General features: G+C 71.5%; 11 protein-coding genes and 1 pseudogene. 2 read left to right on the top strand and 10 right to left on the bottom strand.

The window, feature by feature from the left end; genetic code table 11:
* The first annotated feature begins 34 nt into the window (after positions 1–34).
* Positions 35–556: an RNA polymerase sigma factor gene (locus tag ACSLIC_RS26355; protein ID WP_436740199.1), complete on the top strand. Its 522-nt coding sequence runs from the start codon at positions 35–37 to the stop codon at positions 554–556.
* A gap of 551 nt (positions 557–1,107) precedes the next feature.
* On the opposite strand, the pseudogene ACSLIC_RS26360 reads toward ACSLIC_RS26355, so the two are convergent.
* The 3 genes and pseudogenes from ACSLIC_RS26360 to ACSLIC_RS26370 form a co-directional block, all read right to left on the bottom strand.
* Positions 1,108–1,916: pseudogene (locus ACSLIC_RS26360) on the bottom strand (IS5 family transposase).
* A gap of 177 nt (positions 1,917–2,093) precedes the next feature.
* A complete protein-coding gene (locus ACSLIC_RS26365) occupies positions 2,094–2,876 on the bottom strand; it encodes a beta-ketoacyl synthase N-terminal-like domain-containing protein (protein ID WP_436740200.1) in 783 nt (260 codons plus the stop codon).
* 768 nt (positions 2,877–3,644) lie between these two features.
* On the bottom strand, positions 3,645–5,558 hold the full coding sequence (locus tag ACSLIC_RS26370) for a glycoside hydrolase family 35 protein (RefSeq protein ID WP_436740201.1): 1,914 nt from the start codon (positions 5,556–5,558) through the stop codon (positions 3,645–3,647).
* A gap of 447 nt (positions 5,559–6,005) precedes the next feature.
* On the opposite strand from ACSLIC_RS26370, the gene ACSLIC_RS26375 reads away from it, so the two are divergent.
* On the top strand, positions 6,006–7,985 hold the full coding sequence (locus tag ACSLIC_RS26375; protein ID WP_436740202.1) for an RICIN domain-containing protein: 1,980 nt from the start codon (positions 6,006–6,008) through the stop codon (positions 7,983–7,985).
* 426 nt (positions 7,986–8,411) lie between these two features.
* Here ACSLIC_RS26375 and ACSLIC_RS26380 read toward each other — a convergent pair whose 3' ends face one another.
* From ACSLIC_RS26380 to ACSLIC_RS26410, 7 genes are all read right to left on the bottom strand, one after another.
* On the bottom strand, positions 8,412–9,257 hold the full coding sequence (locus tag ACSLIC_RS26380) for a hypothetical protein (protein WP_436740203.1): 846 nt from the start codon (positions 9,255–9,257) through the stop codon (positions 8,412–8,414).
* A gap of 65 nt (positions 9,258–9,322) precedes the next feature.
* Positions 9,323–9,823, bottom strand: coding sequence for a hypothetical protein (locus ACSLIC_RS26385; protein ID WP_436740204.1), 501 nt, complete (start codon positions 9,821–9,823; stop codon positions 9,323–9,325).
* A 90-nt stretch (positions 9,824–9,913) separates the two neighbouring features.
* Positions 9,914–10,363 carry a hypothetical protein gene (locus tag ACSLIC_RS26390; protein ID WP_436740205.1) on the bottom strand — a complete coding sequence of 150 codons (450 nt, stop codon included), beginning with the start codon at positions 10,361–10,363 and terminating at the stop codon, positions 9,914–9,916.
* A gap of 275 nt (positions 10,364–10,638) precedes the next feature.
* Positions 10,639–11,625 (bottom strand): TniB family NTP-binding protein, encoded by a 987-nt coding sequence (locus ACSLIC_RS26395; RefSeq protein WP_436740487.1) that lies wholly within the window; start codon positions 11,623–11,625, stop codon positions 10,639–10,641.
* Positions 11,626–11,699: 74 nt separating this feature from the next.
* Complete coding sequence (locus ACSLIC_RS26400; RefSeq protein WP_436740206.1) at positions 11,700–13,040, bottom strand: Mu transposase C-terminal domain-containing protein; 1,341 nt, start codon at positions 13,038–13,040, stop codon at positions 11,700–11,702.
* Positions 12,944–13,813 carry a hypothetical protein gene (locus ACSLIC_RS26405; RefSeq protein ID WP_436740207.1) on the bottom strand — a complete coding sequence of 290 codons (870 nt, stop codon included), beginning with the start codon at positions 13,811–13,813 and terminating at the stop codon, positions 12,944–12,946. Before ACSLIC_RS26405 ends, ACSLIC_RS26400 begins: the two co-directional genes overlap by 97 nt.
* A complete protein-coding gene (locus ACSLIC_RS26410) occupies positions 13,810–14,493 on the bottom strand; it encodes a TnsA-like heteromeric transposase endonuclease subunit (protein ID WP_436740208.1) in 684 nt (227 codons plus the stop codon). Before ACSLIC_RS26410 ends, ACSLIC_RS26405 begins: the two co-directional genes overlap by 4 nt.
* Positions 14,494–14,686: the final 193 nt, after the last annotated feature.

The following is a 14,686-nucleotide window of genomic DNA, read 5'->3' on the forward strand; positions in this document are numbered from 1 at the left end:
GCCCGCACCGTCCTCCCCGCAAGGAGAGCACCCCATGAACACCGCGCACGAACTGCCCGCCCCCGTGGACCGGTTGCTGCCGCGGGCGAGGGCGGGCGACGAGCAGGCGATGAACGACCTGCTGCTGCACATCACCCCCTACGTCACCCGTGTCTGCCGCTCGGTCACCCACGACAACGGCTCCGACGCCCGGCAGGAGGCGCTCCTCGCGATCTACCGCGGCCTGCCGGGGCTGCGGGAGCCCGCCGCCTTCTACGGGTGGGTCCGCTCGGTCACCGTGCGGGAGGCGGTGCGCACGGCCAGGCGCCTGGGCCGCGAGACGACGAGCCCCGAGGTGGACTCGCGGCACGAACCCCACTCACTCGACGCCGTCCACATCAACGACGTCCTGGACCGCATGTCCGAGGCCCACCGCCAGGTGCTGACCCTTCGTGTGTACGGCCTGAACGAGGTGGAGATGGCCGAGACCCTCGCCCTCCCCGTCGGCACGGTCCGCTCCCGGCTCCACCGGGCCCGCCGCCGTTTCCAGGAGGCATGGCAGCCCACCGCCGCCTGACGGCCACCGTGGCGGGGAGGAACACGCGGGCGCGTGCCTTTCCGGTGACCGCCTCCTGCCGCGAGAACTCACGCAGCTCTGCCGCAGCCGTCCGCTCGCCTCGCCCGGCGGATCGCTCTGACGGCAAGGGCCCCGGTAGCGGCTGCCGTCCCGAGCGGCAGCAGAGGCGCCAGTACCGCGATCCCCCAGGAGACGAAGCCCGTGGCTGGACCGCACCGAAGATCCGCCGCGCGGGGCACCTTCGACGTTCTTCGGCAGCAGTTCGTGGCTGAGGGCCTCGCAGACGTCCTTGGCCCGTAACGGCCCAGTTGTCTGGTTGAAGGCGTCGAGGATGCGGGGGTAGTCCGGGTGCTCGGGCAGGTCCGGCGGGCCGGCCGGGAGCCGGTCGGCGAGGCTGGTGACGGTCGTGCGAGTGATCGCGAGGTGTTCGAGGTGGGTCTCGGCCTCCCGCAGCCGGGTCTGCAGGTCGTTGATCTGTGCGCGGAGGTCGTCGGCCAGGGCCCGGGCGGCGTCTCCCTGGAAGTCCAGGGCGTCGAGCAGGGGCTGGAGGTTCACGCTGCCGCCGTCTGCGTCTCGCGCCAGGTGGGGGCGTTCGCACCGGTGAGGCGTCGGGTCATGACGTGGGTCATCGCCCAGTAGACGCGGGAGGCGGAGGAGGAGGGGTGGTGCTCGTAGTCGCGGACCAGGCGCCGGTGCAGTATCAGGATGCCGTAGGTCTGCTCGACCCTCCACCGCTTCGGCTGCGGCACGAACCCCTTGACCTGTGGGTGCGTGCGACGATCTCGACATCGATGCCCAGGCCGGCGCCGTGCGCGACGACCTGGTTCTTGAAGCCCTGGTCGACCAGGGCTCGGACGGTGCCGCCGGCGTGCTCGGCGACCTGGTCCAGCAGGACGACGCCCGCGGCGTTGTCGTGGGTGTTCGCGGCGAGGACGACGACTGTGATGACCAGGCCGAGGACGTCCACGGCCAGGCCGCGTTTGCGGCCGGGCACCCGCTTGGCCGGATAGTGGCCGGTCGTGGAGGCGGGGACCACCAGGGTCGGGTCCTCTAATCGGCGGGCGCGTTCACGGACCTGGCAGCGCAGGAGTTCATGGATGACCTGGTCGGTGCCGTCGTCCCGCCAGGCGGCGAAGTAGTAGTAGGTCGCGCTCTTGGGCGGCAGATCATGCGGAAGGTAGGCCCACTGGCAGCCGGTTCGCCCCTGGTAGGGGATCGCGTTCACGATCTCCCGCATGTCGTAGGCGCCCTGATGGCCGCTGACCGAGCGGTGCCGGTCCTTCCACGTGGTGATCACCGGCTCGATCAACGACCACTGCTCGTCCGATAAGTCGCTCGGGTACAGCTTGCGTTCACTCACCCGGTCACATCACCAGATCAGCACCCGTGGACCGGCAGATTCCGCCCCGCCACCACACCATCAGGCGACAGCAGAACCACTTAAATACTCACGAACCGCCCACTGACAGCATCCTCGCTCTTCCCTCTGAGAGATCAGTCCGGAACTGGGGCACGCACACACGGTGCCTTCAACACGTCACTCCATCAGACACGCGCCCGGGTTGTCCCTGGTTCCGTCGAGGGAGCGGCCGTGGCACGAGGGCCGGGCACGGTTTCCGGCGGGACCAGTGCCGGTTCGCCGTGGGGGCGCTGCTGCAGCCTGACGCCGTGGCCTCCTTCGACCGCGGGCTCGCCCCGCTGGTCGCATCGTTGAGGGGGTGCCGCTGCCGTGCAGTATCACCGGGTCGATGTCCTGCGCCCGCGCTCCTGCTCTGCGGTAGGCGTCCTGGACCGCCCGGGTGATGCCGTCGAGGTCGGGCGCGGTGGCGTGGCGGGCGTCGCAGTTCGTGCCCACACCGCCCACCCAGGCGCGCACGGGGCCGTTCCCGGTGCCGGCGCGCTGGACGACGACGGCCGCCGCGCCCTCACCCATCAGCATCCCCTTGTGCGTGGCGTCGAAGGGGCGCAGCGCGTCGGGGATGTCGTTCTGCATCCGGTCGAGCGTGCCGAAGCCGCTCTCGGTTGCGGCGTCGGTGCCCGCGACGACGACCGTGTCGGCCTGGCCGAGTCCGATCATGTCGGTGGCCATGCCGAGCGCGTACAAAGTAGCGGAGCAGGCGTTGGCGAAGATGTACGTGGTGGGCGCCCCGAAGGCCGCTTTCAGGGCGGTGCCGAAGTGCAGGTCCTCGAGGGCGGCGTCCGCATCGTCACGCCACCGCAGTTCGATGCCGCGCTGCTCGCGCATGGTGGTCCCCACCAGCACCGGTACCTTGGACAGGTCCTCGCCCAGGCCCGCGTCAGCGACTGCCTGACGGACCACGGCGGAAAGCCGGCCGGTGGCGCCGCGGGATGTCACCACCGCCCTCGGGCCGGTCGTCGATCTCGGAGGCGTAGGCCGCCCTGTACCGGTCGGGGTCGAACGCTCGCAGAGCCCCGCGGCTCTCCTGGCCCGTGCACAGCGCGGCGAATATCTCCTCGGGGCCGGCACCGAGGTTGGCGACGGCGGCTGTGCCCGTAATGTTCCAGGTCGCTGCTGTGCCGATGCCTTCCGCAGCTCGAAGGCGGCCAGCTTGCCGGTCGACGTGGTCGGGGGCTCGTCGCGGAACTCCAGACGGGCGGGCCGCTTGTAGGCGGCGAGACCGCCACGGACCGCGTAGTTCACCGCGCGCCGCACCTCGGCCTCGCCGCATCCCGGCCGGGCCACCACGTAAGCCACGGCATGTTCCAGGCCATCAGTGCACGGTCGCGTCCCCTCTGACCCGTACGGCCACCGTCGAGACCGGCCGCGGTCTGTCCGTTTCCTGACGGCCACGGGTCCCGGCCGGGAACGCGGTGGCCGCGGCGAGGCGGGGCCGTGACCTGCACGGCCCCCCGAGGGGCGGCCGCCCCTGGCCTCGTTTCCGTCGGGACAGCGTGCTCAGCGAGATCCCGGTGGCCATCGGCCGGGGAGCCCACCTCGCGCGAACGGTTCTGAAGCGGTACGGGCCGCCCGGCCCGGGGCGAGGCCGACACCCCTTCCGGCTCCGGCCTGCGGCCCGGGCACAGGCAGCGGGCGTGGGATGTGCTGCCGTCGTACCGCCTCCCGCGCTCAGAAAGTCTCGACGTACTCCTCGGTCGGGCCGAGGTCGGGCCGGTCGAGGACGTCCACCCGGTCACCCAGTTGTTCGAGTTCCAGCAGGGTGAGGGTGTTCTCGCCCGGTACCAGCAGAGGGGCGGGCAGGTAGAGCGTGCGCTGGGGTCCGACCTCCCAGTGGCGGCCGAGAAGGGTGCCGTTGAGCCACACGAAGGTCTTGGCGAAGCCGGGGAAGGCGAGGAACGCGTCGGCCGGCTCGGTGACCGTGAACCGTGCCGTCGCGAACCCGGCGGTCCCCTCCGGCAGCGCGGCCGACGCCGCCCGTGCCAGGTCCTCCTCGGTCCAGGTGTCGAGCGGCAGCGGACGCATCGTCCAGCCGTGCACCAGCCGTGGGCCGACCGTGACTCCGCCGAGGATGCCCTTGTGCTCCCCGAGCCGGGGGCCGTAGTTCACCCGCCCCAGATTCTCCACCAGCAGTTCCAGGACGGCCCGTTCGCCGCGGCCCGGCAGGTCGAGGGAGGCGTTCTTCCGGTCCAGGACGCCGAGGGGGACGCCGTCGAGGAGAACCTGGGCGCGGTCGCGCAGTTGGTGGACGGTGAGCCGGTGGCTGCCCGCCGGCAGGTACGGCGTGGCGCGGTGGAGGAGCAGCCCCGAGGCCTGGCCCAGTTCCTCGAAGCTCAGCGGGTGGGGGGAGGCGACCGGCGCGGAGACCGCACGGAGCGCCGCGAGCAGGCCGGCCTCGCGGGTGACGGGGAGGGTGCGGGGGGACAGCAGCGGCGGACCGGTCGGCAGCGGGCGTCGCGGAACTCCGGCGGCCGTGTGCAGCAGGTCCCGGAAGGCGTGGAACTTTTCGGTGAGCGCCCCGTGCTCGGTGATCGGAGCGTCGGAGTCGTAGCTGGTCACGGTCGGCTGGAAGGTCGTGCCGTCGTGGTTGGCGCCGGACCACAGCCCGAAGTTCGTGCCGCCGTGTGCCATGTAGAGGCTGACCGAGCCGTCGGCGCCGAGGATGTCGGAGAGGGTGGCGACGGCGCTCCCGACCGATCGGACGTGGTGTTTCTCGCCCCAGTGGTCGAACCAGCCGTTCCAGAACTCGGCGCACAGGAAGGGCTCGTCGCGGCGGCGCGACCGCAGCAGTGCGGCCGCCTCCCCCGCGTGGGAGCCGAACGTGGCGGCTGCCAGGTGGCCGGGCAGGCTCCCGCCGTCCTGCATCAGTTCGGTGGGGCCGTCGGCCGTGTAGAGCAGTTCGGTGATGCCGCGTGCGACAAGGGCGTCCCGCACCCACCTGACGTAGGCGTGGTCGTCACCGTAGCTGCCGTACTCGTTCTCGATCTGCACGGCGACCACCGGACCGCCCCGGCCTGCCTGGAGGCCCGCGATCCGCGGGATCAGCTCGTCGAACCAGCGCTCGACCTCCGCCAGGTACGGCGGGTGGGAGGAACGCAGACGCATGCCGGGACGGCCGGTCAGCCAGACGGGCAGCCCTCCGTTGTCCCACTCGGCGCAGATGTAGGGACCGGGCCGCACGATGACGTCCAGACCGGTCTCCTGGGCCGTGAGTAGGAAGCGTTCGACGTCGTGCCCCCCGGTGAACCGGCGGCGGCCCGGGCGCGGTTCGTGGAAGTTCCACGGGACGTACGTGTCCACCGTGTTCAGGCCCATGGCCGCGACCCGCTCCAAGCGGTCGGACCACTGGTCCGGGTGGACGCGGAAGTAGTGCAAGGACCCCGACAGGATCCGGTGCGGGCGCCCGGCCCGCAGCAGCCGCCCGTGCGGGTGGGCCAGGAGCGGACCCGGCGCGGCCCCCTCCACCAGGATCGGTCCGACGGCCGACAGAGGCCCCTCGGCCGTCCGGCCGTCGGCGGCCCCTTCCCCCGAGGTCTCGCCCCGGTCCTCCGCGCTGTGAGGCGTCCCCGATGCCGTCGCTGTCATGTCCGCCCCATCGCTCGACCTGCGGTTTCCGCTCCGCGGCCGCGCGTGCCGCGAGCGGAGAGGGACCGGACACGCCACTTTGGGGCAAGGCCGGACCCTCCCGTGAAGCACGACCCGGAACTATGGCAGACGGCGCCGCTGATGCCAACAGGGGCGGTGCGGGTGGGCTGCGGTACGCCCCGTGCCCGGCGAGCCCTGGCGGTGCGCGGGCCGGTGCCGCGGTGGCCCGTTCGCGCGGCGGCGGGCGAGGCCGGCCAGCCGGCGGTCCCGCCCTCTGGGGAGGACGGCCAGGACCCGTGGTGCGGTGCGCGCACTCTTGACGGTGTCCTCACACCTCTCCTACCGTCCTGGTGGTCAAGACATCAGACGTCTTCTGACAAGTTCTACCAGCTTGAACGAGCACATCGCACCTCCCGGTTCCGTCCGACGACCTCGCAGGGAGAAACCGTGCGTCTACGAAGACTGACTCTGCTCCTGTCCGTCCTGTCCCTCCCCCTCACCGCGGTGGGGTTCGCGCCCGCCGGCCATGCGTCGGCGCGGGCCCAGTCCTTCCACGTGGACTGCGGTGCCGCCGCCGGCGGCGACGGCAGCCAGGCCGAACCCTGGAACACCCTGGCGACGGTCAACGCCCGGACCTTCCAGCCCGGTGACGCGATCCTCCTCAAACGCGGTTCCACCTGCACCGGACAGCAGCTCTTCCCCAAGGGCTCGGGATCTCCCGGGAGCCCGATCCGGATCGGCACCTACGGCAGCGGCGCCAAGCCGAAGCTGGCGGGTGCGGGCCAGGTGACGGACGTGGTCCGGCTCGCGGACCAGGAGCACTGGGAGATCGCCGACCTCGACATCTCCAACAAGGGGGACACCGCGGCGACCAGGCGCGGCGTCCACATCACCCGCACCGACTCGGGAACGGGAACGTACTACCGGCTCCGCGGGCTGGACGTGCACGACGTGAACGGCAACCAGACCAAGAAGGACGACGACGCCAGCGCGGGCATCTTCTTCGAGGTCCTCGGCCAGACGACACCGACCCGGTTCGACGACGTGGTGGTCGAGAACAACACGGTGCGGACCGTCGACCGCTACGGCATCCACTTCTGGACACGCTGGATGCTGCGGCCGGAACTCAGCAACCCCAACTGCGGTACGGCCTGCGGTCCCTGGACACCGCAGACCCGGGTCGTCGTCCGCGGTAACACCGTGACCGACATCGGCGGCGACGCGATCGTTCCGCACCACACCGAGGGCGCGCTCGTCGAGCACAACAGGGTCGACGGCTTCCGCGAGCGGGAGCCGGCCCACTGCGCGGTCGGCATCTGGGGCTGGAACACCAACCGCGCCCTGTACCAGTACAACGAGGTCAGCGGCGGCAGGAGCGAGTGCGACGGCCAGGGCCTGGACATCGACGAGGCCAACATCGGCACCGTCTACCAGTACAACTACAGCCACGACAACGAGGGCGGCTTCATCCTCCTGTGCAACGGCTCCGGCTCGACCACCGCCGACAACATCGTGCGCTACAACATCAGCCAGAACGACGGCGGACAACTCTTCGACATCGTCTGCGCGAAGACCAGCAACACGCAGATCTACAACAACACCTTCTACCTCTCCCGTCCGGTGGACATCATCAACAACGCCAACGGCTCGGGTGCCGCGAGCGCGGTCTTCAGCAACAACATCTTCCACGTGGCCACGTCCGAGGCCTCCTACGTCAATGCGGGCAGCCTGGGCTTCGACTCGAATGTCTTCCACGGCAGCCACCCGGCCGGTGAGCCGGCCGACCCGAACAAGGTGACCGGCGATCCGAAGCTCGCCGCACCGGGCACCGCGACCTCGCGCGCCGACGCGGACGGTTACCGGCTCCAGGCCGGCTCGTCCGCGCTCGCCAACGGCCGGGCCGTGGCGTCGCCCGGCGGCCGCGACTACTTCGGCAACCCGGTCACGGCCGGTTGCGTTCCCGACCGCGGCGCCCACCAGGCGACGACGGCCTGCACCGCTCCTGAGGGGCCGGCGAACGGGGTGTACCAGATCTCCGCGGGCGGCCAGGCCGTCGACGTGCCCGCCAACTCCACCGTGCAGGGCACCCAGCTGAACGGCTGGAAGTGGCATGGCGGCGACAACCAGAAGTGGACGGTCACCCGCAACGCGGACGGCACTCACACGCTGCGGAACGTGCACTCAGGTCTGTGCGCGGACGTTCGCGACAACTCCACGCAGGCGGGGGCTGCCGTCACCCAGTGGCCGTGCAGCGGGGCGGCGAACCAGCGCTGGGCCGCAAGGTGGAAGGACGGCGGCTACACCCTGACCGCCAGGTCCAGCGGACTTCTGCTGACCTTGGCGTCCCGTGCCGACGGAGGGCTGATCTCCCAGCAGCCGGCCGGTTCCGCCGCGATCCAGACGTGGAACCTCGTTCCGCAACCCTGAACCACCGGGGCCCGGCCACCGCCGGCCGGGCCCCGGCGCACGTCGAAGCGGCCCGCGTGGGCCGCCCCACTATGGATGAGGGACAGACACCATACGAAGACGAGCCGTACTGGCCGTCGACCGGCTGCCTGGCCGCCGCGATCACCGTCCCGGCGGGCCGTGCGTTCGCCGCACAGACTGTGGGACCGGTACTGGATCACCGGATCGAGAACACCTACGACGGCACGTCGTACACCGAGTTCTCCGAGCCCACCGGCGTCGACCTCGCCCGCGTCGCCCTCAACGCCGCCCGCGCCGCCGTCAAGCGCCAAGGCGCCGAAGCTGCCGTCCCGCGCTGGCCCGCCGCTCCACGAGCATCCACACCCGCACCAGCCGCGAGCCCCTCGGCCTCGGCACCGGCATCGAGCGCATGCTCGCCGAACGCGGCTACACCGCCCCGCCGCCGGCGGCACCATCTGCGACCAGTGGCCGGACATCGCCGTGACCAGCACCTCTCAGGACGGTCGAAGCCGGCTGGCTGACCGAATACGCGGGGGAACGGACCGTAACCGGTGTCGCACCGTAGGTGACAGGCGCCCCTTCGGGGGGCTGCGACCAGCCGTGGCTGGTCGCCACCTGGACGGCGCAGGCGAGCTGATGCCGATCTGCGGCCTCGGCGTCGGGGGCGGCCGGGTCCGGGCAGCTGGGGTTGTGCGGGCACCGCCAGCCCGGCCCGCACACCGCTTCGCACATCGCCCGGTACTGCTCGGCCGGCAGCTCGGCGCCCTCCTCGGGGGGCCCGGCGGCTGCGCGGATCTGCTTCAGCCAGCCGAGGACGTCGGGCCGCGAGACGTCGGCGATCTCGCGGACCGACGGCCCGATGTCGTGCGCCAGGACCGGCCGCCCCTGGTGGCGGCGGTAGAGCGTGACCCCGTCAGCGTCCTTCGCGGCCTCGGTCCCGGGAGGGAAGAGGTGGATGCCCAGTTTGCCGAGCGTGATCAGGTGCCGCAGGTAGTCAATTTGCCGCAGGAGGAACAGCCGCTGCTCCGGCTCGGGCCTGGGCAGGTACCGCGACGGATCGTCGTCCGGCCTGTACAGGGAGAACGCGTGGGCGATGGTCGCGGGGTGGGCGTACCAGTGGACGACGCCGAGCGGCTCGTGGGTGCGCATCGGCCAGGGCGAGGCGATGCGCGAGCGTGCCCAGGTGTGGTACTCCGGCTGGCGGATCATCGGCGGCGGGACCGTCAGGCTCACCACCTCGATCGCGGGGGAGCCGGTGTTCAGCTTCCGCACCTCGGCCAGGCTGAGTGTTTTCTCTACCGCGAGCAGGGGCCGAGCGGGGCAGTGAGGGCCATGGGTTACTCCGGGGAGACGCTGTTGAGGTGGCTGCGGAGCATGACCGCGCCGGTGAAGTGGGGAAGGGCGGCGCGTTCGAACTCGTTGAAGGCGCCGGCGGCGGTGGTGCGGGACGCCGGGGACACGGCGGTGACCTTGTCCCCGACCGGCGAAAGAGCGTCGAGGGCATCGTTGAGACGAAGCGCGGCGGCCTGCTCGTCGGTGAGCGCGGCCAGCACACGGTGCGCCAGGTCCCGGGCGGCGTCGCGCCGCAGGGTGCAGGTCAGCCACGGACGCCCGTTGCGGTCCCAGGCCATCAGGGCTACCACGGCGGCCAGTTCCACACCCAGCAGCCTCATCAGCTCCTCGGGAGGGGTCTCCACCGGGGCCTGGACATGCTCGGCCAGCACGGTCCGGTCGAACCGCGCCACGACGTTCGGCGTCCCGAACCCGCGCATGTCGCTGTTGCCGAGGCGGGCGGCTCTCAGGGCCCTGCCGAGGAGGAAAAGAGGCGGGTGGTCCATGGTGCGGTGGGCCTTTCACGTTGGGACTCCCGGCCCGCCGGGGACGCTCCGACGGGGGGACGGAGGCGGTCGACCCGAGGGCCGGGAGGATCAGGAAGGGCTGATGCTGAGCAGCCCGCTGGCGGCGACGCGGTCGTGGGGCGGCGGCGGCCCGTACTCGGTGAGCAGCGCCCGCAGCGGCCCCGGCGGCACCCACTGTGCGGCGGCGAAGGGACGCGCCCAGTAGGGGCCGGGGCCCGAGCCCGCGCCCGGGCCGGGCAGCGGTACCGCGTACGGGGCGCCGACGCACAGCGCCGCCGGGTGCCCGGTCCAGTCAGCGGCGGTGCCGGGCGGCACGCACCACAGCAGCAGGCCCGGGGTGGGCAGCCGGACCACACCGGCCGTGACGCCCTGGACCGCGTCCATTCCGTGCAGCGTCCGAGCGGCGGCCATGCCGTCGCTGGTGACCACCAGGTCGAACGTCCCGCCGAGGGGAACCGCGGCCCGCGCCTCCCCGCCCGTCTTCTCGGTCGCCAGCAGAGCGCGGATCAGCGCGAGCAAATGCCGGTCCTCGGGCTCCTCGGACGCCGGCTGGTCGGCGGCGAATTAACGCTGGGAGGGGGGTTTGTTGGTGTGCGATGAGGCGGCTGGTCTGGTGTGTTGCTGGTTCGCTGAGAGGCGGAGTTGGCGGTCTTGGTAGCTGGGTCGGCGTATCTGGGCTGGAGTTATGTGTTCTGCGCTGAGGGCCGCTGGGTGTGTTGTAGGTAGTTCTAGCGTGTAAAGGTCCGATTGGTGTTTGTGCTGGTCAGAGCGTTTTGCCTGTCTGATGGGCGGGGCTAGCGGCTTCGGGTGCGAGTGTGGGGGCGGTGGTGGGTTTCGGCGAGGTGGTCGAGGCGGATGGTGTCGAGGGTGGTTTTGGTGATGCGTTCGGTGCCGTCACTGATGGCGGTGATGGCGGTGATGGCGGCTTGGCGGATGAGCCTTGTGAGGGATCCGATGCGGCCGGCGGTGCGCTGGTGGAGGTATTGGGTGTGGCGGGGGAGGGTGCCGGGTTTGTGCTGTTGGAGGTCGAGGGCGGTTTCGATGTCGGTGATGACGTCGCGGAAGGGTTCACGTTTGCCGTGGCGGGCGGGTAGGGGGCCGCAGTCGACGAGGGTGGCTCGTCCAGCGAGTTGAGCGCCGCGGGTGCCGGTAAAGAGGGGGGTGTCGGTGACGTTGATGCCGGCGTAGACGAATGTCGCGGGCAGGCGTTCGCTCAGGTCTTTCAAGAGGTCGGCGGTTTGAGCGCCGGTGGTGGTGCGGGGGTTGAGGCGATGGATCTCGTCGATCATCACCAGCTGGACACCGGCCTGGGTGTAGGTGTGGCAGACGGCTTCGGTGATCTGGGTCTGGGTCATACGCGCGGCCACGGGGATGCCGAGGTAGCGGGCGAACTCGGTGATGAGGGTTTTCGCGGTGGCGCCGGGCGGGACCAGAACATACGCGACGGGTACCGCGGCGTGTGCTGATCCCGGTGGCGGCGGGTTTTTGCGGGTGTGGGCGAGGTGGCAGGTACGCCCGACGTTCAGGAGGGCGGTGGTTTTCCCGGCTGCGGCGGGTCCGGTGACGATCAGGGAGGGCCGTGCGGTGGTCTGCTGATGGCGGCCGAGGATCATCAGGGTGCGGACCTGGGTGGCCAGGGTGTGGATGGCGGGGGTGCGGATGGTGACGAACGCGGAGTGGTAAGCCAGGCGTTCCTCTGTGCTGCGGGGCCGGTCGCCGGGCCGGGGAGGGACGACGGGGTCGGTGGTGGCGAAGCGGTTCCAGCCCTGCCAGGTGGTCAGCGGCCAGGACAATTCGGCCCCGCCGCTGTCGCCGGGACCGCCTGATGTGCTGTTCGCGTTTGGCGGGCTCGGGTTCACCACTTGTCGGCTTCCTCGTGTGCGTTGTAGAGCCCGAATCCGGTGGCCGGGGCGGGGCTGACGTCGTCGTCGGGCAGGTCGTCGAGGTCGTCGATGCTGTCGTCGTTGCCTTCGGTGGCTTGCTGCGCCGGGCTGCCGGCGGGTGCTGCGGTGGCGTGGTCCCCATCGCGGGCTGCGGGGAGAGGGAGGCGAGCGGTGCGGGCCAGGAGTGCCCGCTCCGTTGTGGTGGCGTGGCCGCTGTGGACGCGGCGCATGAGCTGGTCGAGGGCGTCGGCGAGGCCGGCTTTGTGCTGCTCGGCGTCGCTGTGGTTGCCGTCAACGGCCTGGGTGCGGATGTGCTGCCAGGTGCGTTCGTCGAAGGGCCGGTGGACGTGGTCGCGGTGGATCCACGGAATCTCGGTGAGTTCGCCGTCGGGGAGGCGGATCCAGATCTGGCGCACGTCGTGGGGGTTGTAGTGGATTTCCCATTTCCCGCCGCGGCCGGCGACGGGGGAGGCCTGGCCGCGGTGCGGGGCGAGGAGGTCCGCGTCGTAGGTGCGGTGGTGGATAGTGATGCCGGCGGGGGTGATGGCCTGCCAGCGCACGGGGAGTAGTTCGAGGTAGTCGCGCCCGGTCAACGGGACGGGCACGTATCCGGCGACCGCGACAAGGACGGCCCACATCTCGGTCGGCGTGAGTGCCTTCCTGGGCATCATCGGGTGGCGCAGCCCTTCGTGGGGCCGGTGGTGGTAGTGCACCAGCCACTCATCGAGGAGGTCCTGGAGCTGGGCGACGCTGTAGCAGGCGTCTTTCTCGGTGTCGGGGCCGCGGCGGGTGACGTCCACCCGGTGTAGCCGGGCAGGTGCTGGCAGAACAGGGCGTTGATGGAGCCGAAGGTGCGCTCGACGATGCCCTTCGCGGTGGGGGCGCGGGGCGGGGCGGGCTGGACGCTGATGCCGAGGCTCTCGCAGGCGGCGGTGAACGCCCGGGAGATGAAGACTTTGCCGCGGTCGACGACGATCGTCTCGCGGCAGGACGACCGGCCGGGCTGCCGCACCGGCCAGACGCCCGTCCAGCGTGACCAGCCGCTGGTGGGGGAGTGCGCGGGCGTGGTCCATGCGCAGGATGGCCGGCCAGGTCGGCCTGGCCGGGTGCGGGACTGCCATCTCCGCGAGCAGCAGGGCCGCGTCGACGGCTTTGGTCGCGCTGGGGCACAGCACGGCGGCGAGGATGGAGCGGGTGGCGACGTCGACGGCGCTGGTCAGCTCGGGCCGGGCCAGGCGCCCGTCGTCGAAGAGGGCCAGGACGTCCAGGCGGGTGGTGTCGATCTGGACCTGCTCGCCCGGCCGCAGCGCCATGGCGGGAATGAAGGCCCGCCCCTCGACACTCGCGGGCACCTGGCGGACCGGACCGCTGGCAGTTCGCCGGGGCGGGCGAGTGTGGTGACGAGCCGGTACAGCGTGGCCTGGGACGGCACGGGCACCGCACCGGGACCGTGCTGATCTTGAAGGATCTGGTTGATGAGCGGGAACAGGCCGTTGATGGTGCCTTTGGAGCGCCCGCGCCGGCGGCGCAGCGCTTCACGGACGGCGGCGACGACCCGTTCGTCGGACCGCCCGGTAGGGCTGGAGGTACGGGTGGTGCGGTGGTCCAGGAGCCCCCACAGGCCCTGCTTGCGATAAGCGAGCCGCATGCGCTGCACCGTGGTGCGCGACACCCGGCCGAAGCCGAGCGCGGTCAGCTCCTTAGCCTTGGACTGCTCCCGCTCGGCCAGCGTGTGCCGCTCTGGGTCGTACTGCTCACGCACCGCTCCAGCACTGCCGGGCCCGTCGGCAAGGCCGCATTCGACTTCCCGTACGTGCCGCTGCCAGGCCAGGGCCTTCTCACGTGCCGCGGCGGGGGCGGTCTCGAACAGCCCCCACTGCGGGGCCGCCTGCGGTACATCGGCCCCGATGACGCTGAAGCCGGGATCGGCGAACAGGTACCCGGCGAGCACCGCCTCGCCACCGCCGTCCGGGCCGACGAGGTGAATGGTCTGCCCGGACAGGGCGACCACCTGCCACTTCACACCGCGGAACCGGACCTGCGCCCCGGCCTTCACCGACGGCCGGGCATTGCGCCGCGCGGTCACCGAGCCCCTCCCGCCGTGCCCGGACCCGGGCCATTCCAGCCCGCAGGGCCGACCAGGACGCGTTCGTGCAGCGGTGCCTCCAGGTCTGCCGTCACCCGCCCGTGCCACAGGGCGTGGAAGACCACCGGCAGGACCTCGATCGGATCGCCGACCGCTTCGACGCCCTCGATCAGCGGCCGCGGCCGCGCGAACGCCTCCACCACCGCGGGCATCAGGCCGGGGCGGCCGGCGTTGCGGGGGTGGCGGTAGCTGGCCAGCCATTTCAGATTGGCGGCCAGGACGTCGTCGAGCGGCGCAAGACGCCGGTAGACCCAGCCGATCTCCTCACACGCCGCGCTCACCGCTTCGGCGGCCTTCACCGCCCGGTCGCCACCGGCCTCCATGTGGCTGGGGCAGTCGGCCAGCAGACCCGTGCCGTCGCGGTACCGGGCGAAGATCTGCGGCACCCAGGAACGCACCCGGCCCCGCTCCTCGCGCCACAACACGCGTACCGGACGCCCCGCGAGCCCGGTCACATCGGGGTCGCGGTCCAGGACCATCAGATGGGTGCGCATCGCGTTCGACCCGGCCGCCACGTGCCGCCCGGTGGTCGCCGACCACCACAGCCCCGGCCCCCAGCGGCGCCCCGGGATCACCGGGAACGCCGACACCGGCGGCAACTCCTCGAATCCCACGGTCATGGCGGCATCCGCCCACCGCTGCTGAACCGGCTGCCCCACCGGATCGAGGAACACCGCCTCGAACCCGCTCCGACGATCCACGGCCGCTCGCCTTGCCCGGCCCCCGGGCCGGGCGGCCTCTCCTGTGCTGATCACCCGCGTCAGCCAAGCCGCTCCTGTTGACAGGTGCCGCTGTTCTCAGGGTTTCTGCTAC

Source organism: Streptomyces sp. BBFR102, assembly GCF_051397025.1.
Lineage (GTDB): Bacteria > Actinomycetota > Actinomycetes > Streptomycetales > Streptomycetaceae > Streptomyces.

Coding starts and splice junctions, on each gene's coding strand:
- ACSLIC_RS26355 (WP_436740199.1), top strand. CDS start 35: ATGAACACCGCGCACGAACTGCCCGCCCCCGTGGACCGGTTGCTGCCG.
- ACSLIC_RS26370 (WP_436740201.1), bottom strand. CDS start 5,558: ATGACAGCGACGGCATCGGGGACGCCTCACAGCGCGGAGGACCGGGGC.
- ACSLIC_RS26385 (WP_436740204.1), bottom strand. CDS start 9,823: ATGGACCACCCGCCTCTTTTCCTCCTCGGCAGGGCCCTGAGAGCCGCC.
- ACSLIC_RS26400 (WP_436740206.1), bottom strand. CDS start 13,040: ATGGCGCTGCGGCCGGGCGAGCAGGTCCAGATCGACACCACCCGCCTG.
- ACSLIC_RS26410 (WP_436740208.1), bottom strand. CDS start 14,493: ATGACCGTGGGATTCGAGGAGTTGCCGCCGGTGTCGGCGTTCCCGGTG.